The following is an 18,523-nucleotide window of genomic DNA, read 5'->3' as shown; positions in this document are numbered from 1 at the left end:
GTGTCTGAATCGCCATAAAAAGGGTGTTGCCCGGACCTCGACGCGCGGTGCGTTTGCCGTGCGCAGTCCGTTGTCTCGAGCAGATCGGAACGAAGTCCGGCGCCTGTCAAAAGCACGGCATGGCACCGAAGTTGCATCTGTTTCGTTCATGAATAACCTACTTACCCAAACCAAACGCAAGAGGAATGCCAGAATGCCGATCGCCAAGTTCAAAACCCTCGCCACCTGCGTCGTGGCGCTCGCCGTATCCACCAGCGCGGTTCATGCCTTCGCTGCCGATCCGTTACGGGTCGGCGTGCTGATTCCCGGCTCGAAATCGGACAAGGGCTGGATGGAATCCGGCTACGACGGGCTCGTTGCCGCGCAGAAGGAACTGGGTCCGAAGCTCAAGACGCAGATGATCGAAAACATCAATTACGCCGACATGGAACAGGCGCTGACCAACCTCGCGTCGAAGAACCAGTTGGTGATCGGTGTAGGCGGGCAGACCCAGGCGTCGGTGCTGAAGATCGCCAAGCGCTTTCCCAATGTGAAGTTCGCAATCGTCGGCGGTAACAAGGGGCAGGACATGCCGCCGAATGTGGCGGGATATGACGTCAAGCAGGCGGAGATCGCTTACGTCGCCGGCGCGGCCGCGGCGATGCTGTCGAAGAACGGCGCGGTCAGCTACGTGGGCGGCATGGAGATTCCGTCAATCGTCAACGCCGGCAAGGAGTTCGGCAACGGCGCGCGCTCCATCAATCCGAAGATCAAGTACTTCGAGAGCTACACGGGCGATTTCGACAATGTCTCGAAGGCGAAGGAAGCCACGCTGGCGGCCATCTCCCAGGGCGCGGACGTCCACTATCACATTCTCAATCTCGGCTTGCGTGGCATGGAGCAGGCGGCCAACGAAAAGCACACGCATGTGATCGGCAGCTATACCGACCGGTGCGGCACGGACCCGCTGTATATCGCGTATTCGATTACCGGCGTCGGCTATCAGGTGCAGTACGCAATCGACCAGATGGCGGCTGGCACGTGGCAGCCCGGCTATAAGGCGTTCGGCCTGGCAATGGGACCGAAGGCGTCGGGCATGGTTGTCTGCAAGGCGACGCCGGAGATGTCGACGAAAATCAGGCAGATCGAGCAGGACATCGAGAGCGGCAAGATCAAGGTATCGGAAGGCTGATATGGACGCCACTCCAGCTTCTGCCGCTTGCACAACGGCGTTGGCCGGTGAGGGCGCCACGGCCCGCGCGAGTCACGACGCGCCGCGCACCGCGGTACTGCGCATGGACGGCATCGGCAAGCGCTTCGGCCCGTTTCAGGCGTTGAGCGACGTGTCGCTCGAACTCTTTGCGGGAGAAGTGCATTGCCTGCTCGGTGAGAACGGCGCCGGCAAATCGACACTCTGCAACGTGGTGTTCGGCGTGCATCAGCCCGACGCGGGATCAATGTGGCTGGATGGCGAGCCGTATCAGCCCCACAGTCCGCGCGACGCTCTTGCGCACGGCATCGCGATGGTGCATCAGCATTTCAGTCTCGTCGAAGACGTGAGCGTGCTCGACAACCTGCTGCTCGGCCAGGTACGCGGCTGGCTCGATCGCAAGCGCGAGGCGCAACGGGTGCGCGCGCTGGTGGCTGATCTGGGGCTCGCGCTTGAACCGGATGCGCGGGTCGCGGATCTGTCGGTCGGCGAAAAACAGCGCGTCGAGATCGTCAAGTGTCTGATCCGTGAGCCTCGGCTTCTCGTGCTGGACGAGCCGACCGCCGTGCTGCTGCCGGCTGAAATCGATGCGTTGCTCGACACCTGTGCGCGGGTTGTCGCGCGCGGTTGCGCGGTTGTACTCGTGACGCACAAGCTGGCGGAGATCCGCCGGATCGCAAGCCGTGCGACGGTGCTGCAAAGCGGCCGCGTGGTCGCTCGTTCGAGCACGCCGTCGGCCGATGTCGATACGCTCGTGCGGGCCATGATTCAACGGCCGGGGAATGAGGGCCATGAAGCGAATCACAACGCAGATCACGGCGCGAAGCCCGCGCCGCCGAAACCCCGCAGCGCGTCCCCTTACGGCCGGCCACTCGCCGACGAAGCCTTACAGATCGACGGCCTGACGGTGCGCGATGCCGACGGTGTCACGCGTCTCGAAGACTGCACGCTGGTGGTCAACCGCAGCGAGATCGTCGGCATCGCGGGCGTGGAAGGCAACGGTCAGAGCGAACTCGGTGCGGTGCTCGCTGGCTTGCAGCGCGCAAGTGCAGGGCGCTTTTTCGTGCAGGGCAAAGATTGCACACAGGCTGCGCCGCAGACATTGACGAAGGCGGGTGTCGGCGTGGTGCCGGAAGACCGGCACGCGGTCGGCTGCGTGCCCGACATGAGTCTGACCGAAAACCTCTTTCTCAACCGCCTCGACGACTATGCGCGGCACGGTTTCATGCGCCGGCGCGCGATGCGGCGCGACGCCCGCGCGCTGATGCAGCGTTTCGATGTGCGTGCCGCGAGTCCCGACGTCGCGTTTCGCGGCCTTTCGGGCGGCAACCAGCAAAAAGCGGTGCTGGCGCGCGAGCTCACGCTCGAGGGCCTCGCCGTGCTGGTCGCGGCGCAGCCTACGCGAGGTCTCGATGTCGGCGCGGTCGCGGCAGTGTATGAGCACATTCGCGCAGTGCGCGACCAGGGCGTCGGCGTATTGCTGATCTCGTCCGAACTTGACGAACTGATGGCGGTGGCCGACCGCGTCCTCGTCATGTATCGCGGCCGCATCATGGGCACCTGTGTGCCGGATGCGTCGCAAATCAATCTTCAACGCGAGCGCATTGGCGCATGGATGGCAGGCCAGACAGCATGACTCCCACGACCTCTTCGACTTCTTTGTCTCTTGTCTCATGGCACGGTTCGCGGCGCTTGCGAACCGCGGCCGTGCTGGGAGGCGCCGCGCTCTTCGCGGTTGCAGCGGCGCTGGCGCTGATTGCAATCGTTCATGTGCCGCTCGGCGACGCGCTTGCCGCCTTCGCCGACGGTGCGTGGGGCTCGCCTTACGCGATCGGCGCATCGATCAATCGCAGCCTCGTGTTCGCGCTGGTCGGCAGCGGCTTCGTGCTGGCGAACCGCGCGCAACTGACTAACGTCGGCGGTGAAGGGCAGATCGCGATGGGCGGCATCGCCGCCACCGCGGTCAGCCTCTATGGCCACGTCGCGCACTTGCCGTTCGGTCTTTCGTTCATCATGCCGATGCTGGCGGCCGCGCTGGCCGGCGCGGCGTGGGGCGCGCTTCCCGGCTGGCTGAAAGCGCGCGCCGGCACCAACGAAGTGATCAGCACCTTGCTGCTGACGTTCATCGCGGTGTGGTTCCTCTACTGGTGCGTGCAATCCGAAACGCTGCTGCGCCAGCCGATGACCAACGCCGCCACGCTGCCCGAGTCGCTGGATATCCCCGATTCGACCAAACTTCCGCTGCTGTCGAGTGCCAGCTCCACGGGGCTGCATATCGGTTTGCCGATCACGCTCGTGCTGTGCATCGTGGTGGCGCTGGTACTGGTGTATAGCCGCTTCGGCATGTATCTGCGCGCCGTCGGCCTGAACGCGCTGGCGGCGCGCCGCGCCGGCATGCCGATCACGTCGACAATCGTCGGTGCGCTGGCATTGGCCGGTGCGCTCGGCGGTCTCGCTGGCGCATTGATGCTGCAAGGCGATCAATATTCGCTGAAAGCCGGTTTCTCGTCGGGCTACGGCTTTGACGGCCTTGTGGTCGGTTTGCTCGCGCGTGGCTCGATAACCGGCGTGTGCGCGGCGGCGTTGCTGTTCGGCTTTCTGCGCTCGGGCGGCATCAATATGGAAATGGTCGCATCCGTGCCGTCGGCGCTGGTGCTGGTGGTGCAGGGCGTCGTGATCGTCGCGCTGGCCGGCGGGTCGCTGTGGCTTGAGCCGAAAGGAGCACGTTGATGAACGCGGAATTCGTAGCGGTTTTCGTCGGCTCCTCGATCCGGTTTGCCGCCCCGCTGATGCTGGCTTCGACCGGTGAACTGATCAGCGAACGGGCCGGCGTGCTCAACATGAGCGTGGAGGGCATGATGCTGTCGGGCGCGTTTCTCGGCGCGGCGGGTGCATGGGCGACCGGCAATGCGGCGCTGGGTCTCGCGATCGGCATGCTCGGCGTGCTGCCGATCGCTTTGCTGCAAGCGTTCCTGAGCGTGACGTTGCGCGCCAATCAGATCGTGACAGGCATCGGCATCAACATCCTGGCGCTCGGCGCGACGACGCTCGCCTATCGCGAGCTGTTCGGCGAACGTTCGAGTGCGGTGATTCCGGGCCTCGCGCGCTGGTCGCCCCCCGGTCTGGGTGCAATTCCGGTCATCGGTGAGCCCGTGTTTCATCAGGTGTGGCTCGTCTATCTCGGCCTCGCGATTCTGCTGGCAACCTCGCTCGTGATGCGGCGGACCGCGCTCGGTGTGGCGCTGCACGCGGTGGGTGCCGCGCCAAGGTCGGTTGATCAGTCGGGGCTTTCGGTGACGCGGCTGCGTTATGGCGCCGTGCTGTTTTCAGGTGTGATGTCGGGCGCCGCGGGTTGTTTCATTTCGATCGGCGACATTCACACCTTCACCGAAGGGATGACTGGTGGCGCCGGCTACCTCGCGATTGCGGCGATCATCTTCGGCAACTGGAAGATCGGCCGCACAGTCGGCGCGTGTTTGCTGTTCGGCGCCGCGAGCGCGTTGCAGTTCCAATTGCCCTTGATCGGTGTGCATGTGCCGACCGCGTTGCTGGTGATGCTGCCTTATCTGCTTGCGCTGATCGCGGTGGCGGGGCTGATTGGCCGGCAAACCGCGCCGCTTGCGCTAACCCAGCCGTTCCGGCGCTGAGGCCGCGCTTACAATCCCGTGAAGTCACGCAACCCTGACGCATCCATTTGACACAACCCCGCCACCGCCAGGCGTTCCATCGATATGAAACGTGCTTCCGCCCGATCGACCTCCGCTGCATCGACCGCGCCCACAACCCAGCGTCAGAAGCTCGCTGCGGCGACCCGCCAGCGCATCTTCAAGATTGCGATCGCCGAGTTTTCCGACAAGGGGCTAAGCGGCGCGCGCGTGGAGACGATTGCGAGCCGCTCGAAGGTCAACATCCGGATGATTTACCACTACTTCGGCGGCAAGGAGGCGCTTTATCTGGAAGTGCTCGAGTTCGTGCTGGGGCGCCTGCGGGAAGCCGAACTCAAACTCAAGCTCGATGTCGACCAGATCGAGCCGGTCACGGCCATCGTGCAGCTTTACGATTTCATCGAGGGGCACTTCGCGGCCCATCCTGAACTGTCGAAGCTCCTGTCGTTCGAAAATCTGAACCGCGCCCGGGTGATGAAGCGCTCGAGCGCGATTCCGGAAATGTCATCGCCGGTGTTGAGCCTGCTGCGCACGGTGATCGCGCGTGGCGAAGACGACGGCTCGTTGCGCAAGGACATGGACCCGCTTCATCTGTATGTCGCTCTGGTGAGTCTGTGTTCGTTTCACAAGTCGAACGCTTTTACGTTGTCGCGGATTTTCAACACCGACATGCTCGCCACGCAATGGCAGGAAGATCACAAGGCGCAGGCACATGAGATGGTGCGAGCGTTTGTCTCCGCCGGCGCGTCGTAAGCGCCAGGCTCGAATGCAGGGCGCAGGAGCCCCGAGTTGGGGAGCGCTGCACCATGACGCATTGATCGAAAGGCGGCAACGCGGACCGTCTTCGCCGCCGGGAAATCGGCGCGAAACCAAACCTGGTAAGGCTGACAGCATGTTCGGGTGAACCTGAAAGTCACCTGGCATAGCTCCTGCTAATTTGAGTTCAAACTTGTATTCAAGATTGAACTCAAGGAAAAACCAGTGCCCATTTCGTCGCCCCTGAAGGTCCGTAGTCTCCTCTCGGCTTATGCCGCCAAACGTCTTACGCCCACTGAAGTCGTGGCGTCGGCGCTTGCTCGTATCGCCGAAATCGACCGGCCGGAAGTCTGGATCCTGCGTGTGCCTGCTGCAGACCTGGAGGCCCGCGCCCACGCGCTCGAAGCGCTTTACGAAGCGCAGGGCAGCGCCGTGTTCGAACGGATGCCGCTCTTTGGCGTGCCGTTCGCGGTCAAAGACAATATCGACGTTGCCGGCTTGCCGACCACCGCCGCGTGCGAGCCTTTCAGCTATACGCCGGACACCTCGGCATTCGCCGTGCAGCGCCTCATCGACGCCGGCGCGATCCTGATCGGCAAGACCAATCTCGACCAGTTCGCGACCGGCCTCGTCGGCACGCGTTCGCCTTACGGCGCGGTGCGGAACACCGAGTTTCCAGAGCGTGTGTCGGGCGGGTCGAGTTCAGGCTCGGCGGTTGCGGTAGCCGCGGGTTGCGTGGCCTTTTCGCTCGGCACCGACACGGCCGGCTCAGGGCGCGTGCCGGCTGGATTCAACGGGTTGGTCGGCCTGAAGCCGTCGCTTGGACTCGTCAGCAAGCGCGGTGTCGTGCCGGCGTGCCGCAGCCTCGACACGATCTCGGTGTTCGCGCACGACGTCAACGACGCATGGTGCGTGTTCAATGAAATCGCGTGTTTCGATCCGCTCGACGGCTACTCGCGCAAGGTCCCGGGTCTCGGTCTCCTGCGTGGCGCGCCGCGGATCGGCGTGCCGGATCATCTCGAGTTCTATGGTGACGCAGCGGCGAATCAGGCCTTCTCGGCCGCACTCGATACGCTCTCTACCCATCTGCATCTCGCGCCCACGCCGATCGACTTCCAGCCGCTCAAGCAGGTCTCCGCGCTGCTCTACGACGGCCCCTGGGTGGCGGAAAGGCGCGCCGCGCTCGGTTCATTCTTCGAGACGCGTCACGAAGCGGTCCATCCGGTCGTCGCCACAGTGATCGGCAAAGCGGATCGCTACAGTGCCGCTGACGCGTTCAATGGCCAGTACGCGCTCGCCGATCTGAAGCGGCACGCCGAGCAACTCTTCGAGACGATCGACATCCTGATCGTCCCGACCACGCCGACGCATCCGTTGATCACCGACGTGCAGGCCAATCCTGTCGAGTTGAACAGCCAGCTTGGCTACTACACGAACTTCGTCAACCTGCTCGACCTGTGCGCGTTGGCCGTGCCATGTCAGCGTCGCCACGACGGCTTGCCAGCGGGCGTCACACTGATCGCGCCGCTCGGCGCGGACCGGCGTCTCGCCGAGTTGGGCGCGCGGATCCAGGGGCTGTTCGCTACCGAGGCTGCGGACGTGGCCGGGACGGTGACTGAAAAGAAACCCGCGGCCGCGGCAAACACGATCGCGCCATTGCCGTTTCAGGAGCCGACGGTCGCGCTTGCCGTGGTCGGTGCGCATCTGCGTGGCCAGCCGCTGAACTGGCAGCTTCAGGAAGCCAGCGCGCGTTTTGTCACGGCGACGCAAACCGCCACCGGCTACACGCTATACGCGCTTGCGAACACGCAGCCGCCGAAACCAGGCCTCGTGCGCGTTACCGACCAGCAAGGCGCACCGATCGCCGTGGAAGTCTGGGACATGCCGCTGCGCAGCTTCGGCAAATTTGTTGCCGACGTGCCCGCACCGCTCGGTATCGGCTCCGTGCAACTCGCCAACGGCCTCACGGTGAAGGGCTTCATCTGCGAGCCGTCGGCAGTCAGTAACGGCAGCGGTGCACTAGACATCACCTCGTTTGGCGGCTGGCTCGCTTATCTCGACAGCCTGAATGTCAACTGAGGGCCAACGCTCTTCACCCCCAACCAGGAATTGGACACCATGACCAGTCGCCGCAATTTCATCAAGAGCGCCAGCCTGTTGACGCTCGGCAATATCCTGCCGATTCAATCGGTGTTTGCCGCGCCGAAGACGACGGTCGGCGTGATCTACGTCGGTGCACGCAGCGACTACGGTTACAACCAGGCTCAGGCGACCGCTGCTGCCGTCATCAAGAAGATGCCTGACGTGAAGGTGGTGGAAGAGGAGAACGTGCCTGAAACCATCGCCGTACAGAAAACCATGGAAGCGATGATCGAACAGGACGGCGCCACGCTGATTTTCGCGACCTCGTTCGGTTACTTCGATCCACACGTGCTGAAGATGGCGGCCAAATATCCGAAGGTGCGTTTCGCGCACTGCGGCGGTTTGTGGAAGCAGGGCAACCCGTCGAACATCACCAGCTACTTCGGGTATATCGACGAATGCCAGTACCTGAACGGTGTCGTCGCGGGCCACATGACGAAGAGCAAGAAGCTTGGCTTCGTCGCCGCGAAACCGATTCCGCAGGTGCTGCGCAACATCAACTCGTTCACGCTCGGCGCGCAGTCCGTCGATCCGTCGATCACCACACAGGTGATTTTCACGGGCGACTGGTCGATGCCCGTGAAGGAAGCGGAAGCCACCAACAGTCTCATCGATCAGGGTTGCGATGTGCTGACCTGCCACGTCGACGGCCCGAAGGTTGTTGTCGAAACGGCGGAAAAGCGCGGCGCGATGAGTTGCGGCTACCACGCGAGCCAGGCGGCGCTCGCGCCGAAAGGCTATCTGACCGGCGCGGAGTGGGACTGGGCGACGCCATACAAGCAACTGGTCATGGGCGCACAGGCCGGCACGCGGCAACCGAATGTGTTGCGCGGCGGCTTGAAAGAGGGCTTCGTGAAGATGTCGCCGTACGGCGCGAAAGTCACCGCGCAGGCGAAGCAGAACGCCGACTCGATCAAAGACAGCATGGTGGCCGGCAATTTCGTGATCTTCAAAGGGCCGATGAAGGACAACAAAGGCGGCACGGCGATCGCATCCGGTGCGAGCCACATACAGACCGATTACACACTCGAAAGCATGAACTATCTGGTGGCAGGCGTCGTCGGCCAGATCTGAACCTGGCCTGCGTGATTGTGTGAGTGTGCGCGTGAATGTGCATGAGTTTGCATGAGCGAAGGAGCCGTGATGCGCCCCAATGCCCCTACCGCGAGAGTGATGCTGTCGCTCTTGCCCGCGCTGCCGACCGCGTTGGCGGTGCTCGGCACGCTGCTGCTGTTCTCGTTGTTCCTGCTGGTGCAGGGGCAGCCGGCGCTCGACGCGATCGGGCTGATTTTTGAAGGCGCTTTCGGTTCGTCGTTCGCGTGGCAGAGCACCTTGCTGCGCGCGTCGCCGTTGATGTTGACCGCATTGTGCGTCGCGCTACCTGCCCAGGTCGGACTGATCGTGATCGGCGGCGAGGGCGCGCTCGCACTCGGCGGCATGTGCGCGGCGATCGTCCCGCAGATGCTGCCACACGGCACGCCATGGCTGATCGCCACGCCGTTGATGGCGGCGGCCGGCATGCTGGCCGGCGGGTTCTGGATCGGGGCCGTCGGCGCGTTGCGGCAGTGGCGTGGCGTCAACGAGACGATCAGCAGCCTGTTGATGTCGTATATCGCGATCGCGCTTTTCAAACATCTGGTGGAAGGTCCGCTGCGCGACCCCGCAAGCCTGAACAAGCCGTCCACCTATCCGGTGCCCGACGCGATGATGATCGGCTCGATCCCCGGACTCGACACGCACTGGGGACTGTTCTGGGGCGTCGTCGCGTGCATCGCGGCATGGGTGTTCGTGAAGTTCAGCACCAAGGGCTTTGCGATGCGCGTGGTGGGCGGCAGTCATCGCGCGGCACGTCTGGTCGGCTTGCCGGTCAATCTGCTGGCGCTTGCCGCGTGCATATTGGGCGGTGCAGCGGCGGGACTCGGCGGCATGTTCGAAGTGGCGGCGGTGCAGGGCAGCGCAAATGCGTCCTTGCTCGCGGGTTATGGCTACGCGGGCATCCTCGTCGCGTTCGCCGCACGGCAGAATCCGCTCGCGATCATCGCGTGCGCGCTGATGATCGGCGGCATCGAGGCGAGCGGTTCGCTGCTGCAACGCCGGCTCGATCTCCCCGACGCCACCACGCTCGTCTTGCAAGGCCTGCTGTTCGCGAACCTGCTCGCGTGGGAAGCGCTTGGCGGGCGTATCGCCGCATGGCGCGTCAAATTGCAGGCCGCCGCGCAGACCGATCTTCCCGTGCAACTGGAGCAGACCCATGCCTGATATGCACTCGCCCATCGTGATCCTGTTGCTGTCGCTGTTCGCCGGTGCGATCCGCGTCAGCACGCCTTATCTGTTCGTCAGTCTCGGCGAGTGTCTGACCGAGAAGGGCGGGCGCGTGAATCTCGGCCTCGAAGGCATCCTCGTGTCAGGCGCGATGAGCGGCTATGCCGGTGCTTTTCTGACTGGTTCGCCGTGGGCCGGTGTGCTTGCGGCCGGTTTCGTCGGCTTGCTGCTCGGCTGCCTGCACGGCCTCGTGTGCTCGTTGCCGCGCGTGTCGGACATTGCGTTCGGCATCGCGTTGATGCTGCTCGGCACGGGGCTCGCGTTCTATCTCGGCAAGCCCTTCATCGAACCGCAGGCGCCGATGCTGCCGTTCATCGATCTTGGCACGTGGACCTCGTCGCCCCAGTTGCATAACGCGCTGCATATCAACCTGCTGTTCGTGATCGGCGTGGTGCTGTCCTTCGTTCTGCAATGGGGCTTGCGCAATACCCGTTGGGGGATGGTGCTGCGGCTCGTCGGCGATCATGCCGAGACGGCGCGCGCCATGGGCTATCCGCTGACGCGTGTACGCATCGCCGCGACGGCGGTGGGCGGTGTGTTCGCGGGCGTCGGCGGTGCGTATCTGTCGCTGGTTTATCCGGGGAGTTGGAACGAAGGGCTCTCCAGCGGACAAGGACTGATGGCGGTCGCGCTGGTGATCTTCGCGCGCTGGCAGCCCTTGCGCTGCCTATGGGCCGCGTTGCTGTTCGGTGCGGCCGGCGCGCTCGGGCCGGCGTTGCAGGCGATCGGCGTGACGAGCGGCTACTACCTCTACAACGCGGCGCCGTATGTGCTGACGCTCGCGATCATGATCGTCAATTGCCGTCCGGATCGCACGCTGGCTGGCGCGCCGGGTGAGTTGAGCCTGACTCGCTGATTTTCCCCACTGAGCTTGCCTCACCATGCGTGCCTTCAAAGACCCTGTCAGGACCTAACAAGGATCTCACCGCCATGAACCGATTCATCGAAGCGAAACCCTACCCGTGGCCCTACGACGGCGACCTGCGCCCGGACAACACCGCACTCGTGATTATCGACATGCAGACGGATTTCTGCGGTCATGGTGGCTATGTCGACAAGATGGGCTATGACCTGTCGTTGACGCGCGCGCCGATCGAACCGATCAAAAGCGTGCTGAAACCAATGCGTGAACTGGGCTTCACGATCATTCACACGCGTGAAGGGCATCGACCGGACCTCTCCGACCTGCCCGCGAATAAACGCTGGCGCAGCCGGCGTGCGGGCACCGACGGCGTAGGCATCGGCGACGACGGCCCCTGCGGCAAGATCCTCGTGCGCGGCGAACCCGGCTGGGAAATCATCGACGAACTGAAGCCGCTGCCAGGCGAGATCATCATCGACAAACCCGGCAAGGGTTCCTTCTGCGCGACGGATCTCGAACTGATCCTGCGTACGCGCGGCATCGTCAATCTGGTGCTGACCGGCATCACCACCGACGTCTGCGTCCACACGACGATGCGCGAAGCCAACGATCGCGGTTTCGAATGCACGGTGCTGGCCGATTGCTGCGGCGCTACCGACAAGGGCAATCACGACGCCGCGCTGCACATGATCACCATGCAAGGCGGCGTGTTCGGCACGGTGTCGGATTCGCACGCGCTGCTGGCTACGCTACTGGCCAAGACGGCTGCGCCAGCAGCGGCGCTCGCCACTTCAGGCAGATAAATCATGACCACGGCGCCGAAGGCATTGGGTGTGGAAGTGCTGAACGCAAGCAAATCGTTCGGCGCGTTTCGCGCATTGGATAGCGTCTCGATCAAGGTCAAAGCCGGCACGATTCACGCGCTGCTCGGCGAGAACGGCGCGGGCAAGAGCACGCTCGTGAAGGGACTGGTCGGTTATGGCGTGCTCGACGACGGACAGATCGCCGCCGACGATCGTGAAGTCCACATCGCGTCGCCGCGTGATGCACAGGCGCTCGGCATCGGCATGGTGTATCAGCATTTCACATTAGCGTCCGGCCTTTCGGTCGAAGAAAACCTGTTGCTCGCACGCGGGCGGATGCCGTGGAAAATCGACTGGAAGGGCGAGCGCGCCGCGCTTACCGCGTTCATGCAGCGCATGCCGTTCCGCTTGCCGCTCGACGCGCCGGTGGCCATGCTCGCTGCCGGTGAAAAGCAGAAGCTCGAGATCCTGAAGCAGCTTTATTTGCAGCAGCGCTTCCTGATTCTCGACGAACCCACCTCTGTGCTGACACCACAAGAAGCGGACGAAGTGCTCGGCCTGATGCGCGATCTGACCTCACGCGGCGAGCTGACGGTGTTGATGATCACGCACAAGTTCCGCGAAGTGATGGCCTATGCGGACGACGTCACCGTGTTGCGCAAGGGCAGGCAAGTCGGCACGAGCGCGGTTGCCAACACCAGCCGCGACGAACTCGCAGCGTGGATGATGGGCACCGTCGCTAGCCACGCGCCGAACGAAGTGCCCTTGAAGGACGAGGCGCCGGTGATGGCCGTGGTGACCGTGGAACGCCTGCCACGCAAACCCGTCGACGACACTGCGCAAGTGCGTCTCGCACTACGCGACGTATCAGTGGAAGACGATCGCGGCCACACCGCAGTCAAGCACGCGACGCTGTCCGTGCGCGCGGGCGAAATCCTCGGGCTTGCGGGCGTTTCTGGCAATGGACAAAAGGAGTTGGTGGAAGCGCTGGTCGGTCAACGTCGCGTGAAAGCCGGCGACATGGAGGTGGCGGGCAAGGCCTACCATGCAACGCGTGAAGAGATGACTCAAAGGCGCGTGTTCGCGATTCCAGAGGAACCACTGAAAAACGCCTGCGTCGCCGCAATGAGCGTGGCTCAGAACCTCGCGCTGCGCGACTTCGATCGCGAGCCGTTGCGGCGCGGCGGCTGGTGGCTCGACCGGCGCGCCGTGCGTGAGCGCGCCGCGCAGCTGATCGCCGAGTTCAACGTGCGTCCACCGCTACCCGAACGAACCATCGGCACGCTGTCGGGCGGCAACGTGCAGCGCGCGGTGTTGGCGCGCGAGCTCGGACAGCCGGTGGATGTGCTGATCGTCGCCAATCCTGTGTTCGGTCTGGATTTCGCATCGGTTGCCGACATCCATGCCCGTCTGATGGCCGCACGCGATGCCGGCGCGGCGGTGCTGCTGGTCAGCGAAGACCTCGACGAACTGCTCGAACTGGCCGACCGCATCGTGGTGATCGCGGAGGGCAAACTGGTGTTCGAGACGCCTGCGGCGCGCGCGGACCGGACCGTGCTCGGTCAGCATATGGCAGGGCACGGTGACACCCCGGCACATCCCGCCGTACCCGCAGAAAGAATGAAGGAAGCCATCGGATGACACAGCAAACCCTGTTGACGATCGACGCCCAGCCGGGTCCCTTCACCTTGGCCCCCACGAAAACCGCGTTGGTCGTGATCGACATGCAGCGCGATTTCATCGAACCGGGCGGCTTCGGCGAATCGCTTGGTAACGACGTGTCGCTGCTGGCCGAGATCGTGCCGACCGTCGCGGCATTGCTGGCCTTCGCGCGCGGGCATCAATGGCTCGTGGTGCACACGCGTGAATCGCATGCGGCGGATCTGTCCGACTGCCCGCCGGCAAAACGGCTGAGGGGCGCGCCCAATGCCCGCATCGGCGATGCCGGACCGATGGGGCGCATTCTGATTCGCGGCGAGCCCGGCAATGCGATCATCGAGCCGCTCGCGCCGCTTGCCGGTGAACTCGTGATCGACAAACCCGGCAAGGGCGCGTTCTACGCCACCCGGCTCGGCGAAGAGCTCGCGATGCGCGGCGTCACGCATCTCGTGTTCGCGGGCGTGACCACCGAAGTGTGCGTGCAGACCTCGATGCGTGAAGCCAACGACCGAGGCTACGACAGTCTGCTGATCGAAGACGCAACCGCCAGCTATTTCCCCGCGTTCAAACAGGCGACGCTCGATATGGTGCGCTCGCAAGGCGGTATTGTCGGCTGGACCGCGCCGCTTTCTTCATTGACGAAACTCGACGAGACGATCCCTTCATGGAGATAAATCAACCCGAAGTGGTAGCTCAAGTGCAGGCAGCCTTTATTGAATACGAGCGGGCGCTGGTCGACAACGACGTCGCGGCGATGAATGCGCTTTTCTGGCACACGCCGGAGACGGTCCGCTACGGCATCGCCGAAATCCAGCATGGTGGCGAAGCGATCCGCGCATGGCGCGAGAGTTGCGAGCCGGTGCCGAAGTCGCGCAAACTGCAGCGCACCGTGGTGACGACGTTCGGCACTGACTTCGCCACCGTCAGCACGGAATTCACCAGCGACGCGACGCCTTTGATCGGCCGCCAGATGCAGACGTGGGCGAGGCTTGGTCCCGCCGCCGGCTGGAAAATCGTCGCGGCGCACGTCAGCCTTATCGCCATGCCATGAAACGCCGATAATAAGAAAAAAGGGGATGTGGCATCAATGAACGACGATACGACGAATCTGCTCGAGACTCCCACGGCGCCTGACACGCCTGCCGTGCCGGCCGCCGCCAATCCGCTCGCCGAGCAGGTGTACCAGCAGTTGAAGAACGATATCTTCAGCTTTCGCCTGTTTCCCGGCGACCGGTTTTCCGAAAACGGGATCGCGCAGCACTACGGCGTGTCGCGCACGCCGATGCGCGACGGCCTGTTTCGTTTGCAACGCGAGGGCTATCTGGAAGTCGGCTTCCGGCGTGGCTGGAAAGTCTCGCCGATCAATTTCGACCAGCTCGATCAGCTCTACGATCTGCGCATCGTGCTGGAGGTAGCGGCCGTCGAACGCGTGGGGGCGGGCGGCGACGTCGCGCATGCGGCCGTCGAAGCGCTGAAAGCGATATGGTGCGTCGAGCCCGAATCGCGTGAGAGCGATCCGGTGAAGATGTTCGGCATGGATGAGAACTTTCACCGTCAACTGGTCGCGGCGACCGGTAATGCGGAGATGCTGCGCGTGCATAACGAAGTGACCGAGCGCATTCGCATCGTGCGTCGACTGGACTTTCTCAAACCGCACCGCACGAGCGCCACCTACGACGAGCACGCCACCATGCTGAACCTGATCGAACGCAACCGGGTGACGGAAGCGATCATCCTGCTGCGCGCGCATATCACGCAGAGCAAGCTGGAAGTGCGCAAGATCACGCTGTCTATGTTGGCCGCGGCGCGCGATAGCAAGTTGCCGTTTGTGTCCTGAGTGATCTCAGCAAATCGCAATCAGCGCGACGATCAGGCCGAGCGCCTGTTTTCCTCGTCCTGGTAGCATGGGAAGTCGGTGTAACCGACGTGCGTGCCGCCCCAGAACGCCGCGCGATCATACGGGGTGAGTGGGAGCCTCTGTTGCAAACGGCGCGGCAGATCAGGATTCGACGTGAAGTGCCGGCCAAATGCGACCAGGTCGGCATCGCCCTTATGCAGAATTTCTTCCGCGCTATCGCCATTGAAGCCGCCGGCGGCAATGATCGGGCCATCGAAAACGCGGCGCAGCAGAGCGGCCGCCACGGGCTTCTGATGCTCGTCGAGCGTTTCGACACCTTTGACGCGTGGCTCGATAACGTGCAGATAGGCGAGGCCAAACCGGTTCAATTGCTCGGCCGCATAGGTAAACGTCGCTTCGGGATTCGAGTCTGATATTGAACCCCACTGTCCGCTTGGCGATAAGCGCGCGCCCACGCGGTTCGCCCCCCATACCGATATGAGCGCGGTAACGACTTCGGTCAGGAAGCGCGCGCGTTTTTCGATGGTGCCGCCGTACGCATCCGTACGCTTGTTGGTGCCGTCCTGCAGGAATGTATCGGCCAGGTAGCCATTCGCCGAATGCAGTTCAACGCCGTCGAGGCCGGCAGCCAATGCGCGCTCGGCGCTCTTCCTGTAGTACTCGATCACGGTCTGGATTTCGGCGACATCGATCGCGCGGTGCATCGAGACCGGCACCCAGCCGTTCTGCGTCAACGCTTCGCCTTCGAACGGCACCTCCGACGGCGCGATCGGCGCCGCGCCACCTGTCAGGTCAACGTGCGACTGGCGTCCGTCGTGTCCCAACTGCATGAAGATGCGGCCGCCCTTCGCATGAACGGCGTCGGCGATTCTTCGCCAGCCCGCGATGTGTGAGTCTTCATAGATGCCGGGTGCACCGAGGTAGCCGCGGCTGTCGTAGGACACGTGCGTCGATTCGGTGATGATCAGGCCACCATCGGAAGCGCGTTGGCTGTAGTACTCCAGCATCATCTCGCTGGGACTGTCATCGCTGTTCGCGCGAAGCCGCGTGGTCGGTGCATGCACCACGCGGTGATTCAATGTGTAAGGGCCGAGTTGAAGCGGCGAAAAGAGTCGGGTCATCGTCAATCCTTGGTGAATATCGAATGCAATTGGCGCCGCGCTGGACTAGCGCTGCTGCCGTTGTGAGGTGGCGCGATCCAGCTCGCAAAATTCGCGGTCGGATAAGGTGATCGCGCCGGCCGCCACGTTCTCCTCCAGATGCGCAACGCGGGAGGTTCCCGGTATCGGCAGGATCACTGGACTGCGCTGCAATAGCCACGCGAGGGCGATCTGCGCGACGCTCGCCTGATGGTTGCGCGCAATGGTGTCGAGTAGCGAGCCGGGGCGGGTCAACTCGCCGGCAGCCAGCGGAAACCACGGGATAAAGCCAATGCCGTGAGCCGTGCAGTAATCCAGCACGTCTTCACTACCGCGGTCACCGAGGTTGAAGCGGTTTTGCACGGTCGCCACCTTGAAATGTTTCGAAGCAGCCTTGATGTCGGCCACCGAAACTTCACTCAGGCCGGCGTGACGGATCACGCCGCTGTCGATCAGGTGACGCACGGCGCCAAACTGCTCATCGCGCGCCACCGTGGGGTCGATGCGATGCAACTGCCACAGGCCGATCTGCTCGATACCAAGGCGCTGCAGGCTGCCGTGCGCTTGCTGAATCAGGTACTCAGGCCTGCCGTGCGGAGTCCACTGGTTGGGACCTGTGCGTGCGAATCCCGCCTTGGTTGCGACCAGCATCTCGGCACCATACGGATGCAGCGCTTCGCGGATCAATTCCTCCGAAACGTTCGGCCCATACGAGTCCGCCGTGTCGATGAAATTCACATCGAGTTCGGGCAGACGACGCAGCACGCGAATGGCTTCGGCACGATCGGTGGGCGCGCCCCAGATGCCCGGGCCGGTGATTCGCATTGCGCCAAAGCCGAGCCGGCGGATTTCAGCGTCGCCGCCAATTTTGAAAGTAGGGCGAGGGATAGTCATGTTTCACCTCATGCGGCAGTGACCGCACCGTTTTGCGCCCGAACCAGGTGTTTGCCGATGCTGGCGCTCAGGATCAGCGCCGCGACTTCGCAGAGAGCGGCGGTCCAACCGAGGTTGTTCACCGAGGTGAAACTCAAGGTCAGGGAGCCGAGTGCGGCGCCGAGCGAAAAGCCGAGATACATGAACGAAGCGTTCAGTGACAGGGCAATCGGCGTGCCGCGCAACCCGGCGAGATTGATCAGTCCTGCTTGCTGGGCAGGGTAGAAGGACCAGTGAGCAACGCCCCAGGCTACGACACCGATCAGCACGGGGACCAGCGCCAACGTCACTGGCAGCCAGTGCGCGCTCGCCGACATGAGGGAGAACGCAAGGATCGACACGCTCAGGCACGGGATGATCACGCGGCTCGGACCGAGGCGATCTACTGCCTTGCCGCCAATGAACACGCCGATCGCTGCCGCAACGCCCCAGGTGAACAGCACGTAGCCGATTTGCGCGCCGTGCAACGGCGTGGTCTTCGCAACGAACAGCGCCAGGTACGTATAGACGGTGTACGCGCCCATCGCCCACAGCGTGGTGACGAGCAAGGTCATCAGGATCACCGGCTGACGCGCAACTTGAATACGCTCGCGCAGCGTGGCAACCGGCAATCCTGCGCCGATGCTGCGCGGCAGGCCGAGCAGCAAACCTGCCGTAGCCGCGGCGGACAGGGCGGCGACGCCCGCAAAGGTCATGCGCCAGCCGAGCCGGTCACCGACGAACGCGCCCAGTGGCACACCAAAAGCAACCGCGATCGTGATCCCGCCGTTGACGATGGCGAGCGCCGTACCACGCCTCTCCGGGCCGGCAATGGCGCCGGCCAGCGCGTTGGCGCCGGGCACATACAGACCGGCGGCCGCGGCGAGCAGGATGCGCGCCGCCATCAATTCCCAATAGTTCTGGGCGGCCCAGGCGATGACGTTCGCCACGGTGAAGGCAGAGAGCGACAGGATCATCAGCGTGCGCCGATGGAACGCGCCTGTCAGTGCCGTCAGGACCGGCGAGCTGAGTGCGTAGGCCAAGGCAAACACCGTGACGAGCTGGCCCGTGGCGACAATGCTGGTATGCAGGTCGGTGGCAATGTCGGGCAACAGGCCGGCAATCATGAAGCTTTCGGTGCCGACCGCGAATGTCCCTAACGCGAGCCAGTAAAGCGGCGTCAGGGAAGTTGGCTGGGTGGTGCTGTTCATCGTGT

Annotated in this window: 17 protein-coding genes; 14 read left to right on the top strand and 3 right to left on the bottom strand. The window is 63.5% G+C overall.

The annotated features are described in order from the left end of the window. Positions 1 to 193 precede the first annotated feature (193 nt). The 14 genes from BM438_RS39525 (at position 194) to BM438_RS39460 (ending at position 15,235) form a co-directional block, all read left to right on the top strand. A complete protein-coding gene (locus BM438_RS39525) occupies positions 194 to 1,171 on the top strand; it encodes a BMP family protein (protein WP_093645955.1) in 978 nt (325 codons plus the stop codon). Between the two features lies 1 nt (position 1,172). Next, positions 1,173 to 2,825 carry an ABC transporter ATP-binding protein gene (locus tag BM438_RS39520; protein WP_425270761.1) on the top strand — a complete coding sequence of 551 codons (1,653 nt, stop codon included), beginning with the start codon at positions 1,173 to 1,175 and terminating at the stop codon, positions 2,823 to 2,825. Continuing rightward, a complete protein-coding gene (locus tag BM438_RS39515) occupies positions 2,822 to 3,919 on the top strand; it encodes an ABC transporter permease (protein ID WP_093645953.1) in 1,098 nt (365 codons plus the stop codon). Before BM438_RS39520 ends, BM438_RS39515 begins: the two co-directional genes overlap by 4 nt. Further along, the gene (locus BM438_RS39510) at positions 3,919 to 4,836 is read left to right on the top strand and encodes an ABC transporter permease (protein WP_093645951.1); all 918 of its coding nucleotides are present in this window, start codon (positions 3,919 to 3,921) and stop codon (positions 4,834 to 4,836) included. The genes BM438_RS39515 and BM438_RS39510 overlap by 1 nt, the downstream gene beginning before the upstream one ends. Positions 4,837 to 4,920: 84 nt before the next feature. Further along, entirely contained in the window at positions 4,921 to 5,607 is a 687-nt protein-coding gene (locus tag BM438_RS39505) for a TetR/AcrR family transcriptional regulator (RefSeq protein ID WP_093645948.1), read from the top strand. Positions 5,608 to 5,835: 228 nt separating this feature from the next. Continuing rightward, entirely contained in the window at positions 5,836 to 7,689 is a 1,854-nt protein-coding gene (atzF, locus tag BM438_RS39500) for an allophanate hydrolase (protein WP_167378527.1), read from the top strand. Positions 7,690 to 7,728: 39 nt separating this feature from the next. Beyond that, positions 7,729 to 8,826, top strand: coding sequence for a BMP family ABC transporter substrate-binding protein (locus tag BM438_RS39495; RefSeq protein ID WP_093645946.1), 1,098 nt, complete (start codon positions 7,729 to 7,731; stop codon positions 8,824 to 8,826). Between the two features lie 69 nt (positions 8,827 to 8,895). Then, positions 8,896 to 10,011, top strand: a complete 1,116-nt coding sequence (locus BM438_RS39490; protein WP_093645979.1) for an ABC transporter permease — start codon at positions 8,896 to 8,898, stop codon at positions 10,009 to 10,011. Then, complete coding sequence (locus BM438_RS39485; protein ID WP_093645943.1) at positions 10,004 to 10,930, top strand: ABC transporter permease; 927 nt, start codon at positions 10,004 to 10,006, stop codon at positions 10,928 to 10,930. The genes BM438_RS39490 and BM438_RS39485 overlap by 8 nt, the downstream gene beginning before the upstream one ends. Positions 10,931 to 11,004: 74 nt before the next feature. Further along, positions 11,005 to 11,739, top strand: coding sequence for a biuret amidohydrolase (gene biuH, locus BM438_RS39480; RefSeq protein WP_093645941.1), 735 nt, complete (start codon positions 11,005 to 11,007; stop codon positions 11,737 to 11,739). A gap of 3 nt (positions 11,740 to 11,742) precedes the next feature. Beyond that, a complete protein-coding gene (locus BM438_RS39475; protein ID WP_167378526.1) occupies positions 11,743 to 13,380 on the top strand; it encodes an ABC transporter ATP-binding protein in 1,638 nt (545 codons plus the stop codon). Beyond that, complete coding sequence (locus BM438_RS39470; RefSeq protein WP_093645936.1) at positions 13,377 to 14,072, top strand: cysteine hydrolase family protein; 696 nt, start codon at positions 13,377 to 13,379, stop codon at positions 14,070 to 14,072. Before BM438_RS39475 ends, BM438_RS39470 begins: the two co-directional genes overlap by 4 nt. Next, positions 14,063 to 14,449 (top strand): oxalurate catabolism protein HpxZ, encoded by a 387-nt coding sequence (gene hpxZ / locus BM438_RS39465; protein ID WP_093645934.1) that lies wholly within the window; start codon positions 14,063 to 14,065, stop codon positions 14,447 to 14,449. The genes BM438_RS39470 and hpxZ overlap by 10 nt, the downstream gene beginning before the upstream one ends. A gap of 36 nt (positions 14,450 to 14,485) precedes the next feature. Further along, a complete protein-coding gene (locus tag BM438_RS39460; protein ID WP_093645932.1) occupies positions 14,486 to 15,235 on the top strand; it encodes a GntR family transcriptional regulator in 750 nt (249 codons plus the stop codon). Positions 15,236 to 15,267: 32 nt separating this feature from the next. Here the strand turns inward: BM438_RS39460 and BM438_RS39455 are convergent, their stop codons facing one another. The 3 genes from BM438_RS39455 to BM438_RS39445 are packed head-to-tail and all read right to left on the bottom strand — an operon-like array spanning position 15,268 to position 18,518. Then, complete coding sequence (locus BM438_RS39455) at positions 15,268 to 16,377, bottom strand: alkene reductase (protein WP_093645930.1); 1,110 nt, start codon at positions 16,375 to 16,377, stop codon at positions 15,268 to 15,270. Positions 16,378 to 16,422: 45 nt separating this feature from the next. After that, positions 16,423 to 17,289 (bottom strand): aldo/keto reductase, encoded by an 867-nt coding sequence (locus BM438_RS39450; protein ID WP_093645928.1) that lies wholly within the window; start codon positions 17,287 to 17,289, stop codon positions 16,423 to 16,425. A gap of 8 nt (positions 17,290 to 17,297) precedes the next feature. Then, positions 17,298 to 18,518 carry an MFS transporter gene (locus BM438_RS39445; RefSeq protein WP_093645925.1) on the bottom strand — a complete coding sequence of 407 codons (1,221 nt, stop codon included), beginning with the start codon at positions 18,516 to 18,518 and terminating at the stop codon, positions 17,298 to 17,300. Positions 18,519 to 18,523 lie beyond the last annotated feature (5 nt).

The sequence above is a fragment of the Paraburkholderia aspalathi genome (assembly GCF_900116445.1).
Classification (GTDB): Bacteria; Pseudomonadota; Gammaproteobacteria; order Burkholderiales; family Burkholderiaceae; genus Paraburkholderia; species Paraburkholderia aspalathi.
This window is presented reverse-complemented; position numbering and strand designations above follow the sequence as displayed.